Annotated in this window: 3 tRNA genes; all 3 read right to left on the bottom strand. The window is 43.7% G+C overall.

The features are described 5' to 3' along the window. Positions 1–192: 192 nt before the first annotated feature. Positions 193–268, bottom strand: a tRNA-Val gene (locus H5300_RS27025). A 32-nt stretch (positions 269–300) separates the two neighbouring features. Continuing rightward, positions 301–376, bottom strand: a tRNA-Ala gene (locus H5300_RS27020). A 25-nt stretch (positions 377–401) separates the two neighbouring features. Then, positions 402–477: transfer RNA gene (locus H5300_RS27015), tRNA-Lys, on the bottom strand. Positions 478–524: the final 47 nt, after the last annotated feature.

Here is a 524-nt window from a genome sequence, read left to right as displayed (position 1 = left end):
ATACAAGACACTTGAATGTGTTTGTTGTGTTTATCTAATGAAAGATAAACATTGAGAACTTTTAAATTTGATTTGAATTACTCGTAAGTAATCAAATCAGTCAGCTTTCCAAATTGTTAAAGAGCAAGAGTTTTTCAAGTTTTAAACTTTCAAAACCATTTTTAAATACTCTCTTACGAGAATGCTTAAAGATGGTGGGCGATACCGGGCTCGAACCAGTGACCCCCTGCTTGTAAGGCAGGTGCTCTCCCAACTGAGCTAATCGCCCATGATAGTTTTAATTCCTTCATGGAGAAAGAATGGTGGAGCTATGCGGGATCGAACCGCAGACCTCCTGCGTGCAAGGCAGGCGCTCTCCCAGCTGAGCTATAGCCCCATATTTTTATTTCCTTGGGAGGAAATGGTGGGTCGTGCAGGATTCGAACCTGCGACCAATTGATTAAAAGTCAACTGCTCTACCAACTGAGCTAACGACCCAATGGTATCCCGTAGGGGAGTCGAACCCCTGTTACCGCCGTGAAAGG

The sequence above is a fragment of the Vibrio sp. SG41-7 genome (assembly GCF_014164465.1).
Lineage (GTDB): Bacteria > Pseudomonadota > Gammaproteobacteria > Enterobacterales > Vibrionaceae > Vibrio > Vibrio splendidus.
Note: the sequence above shows the minus strand (reverse complement) of the source record. Positions and strands in the feature narration are given on the sequence as shown.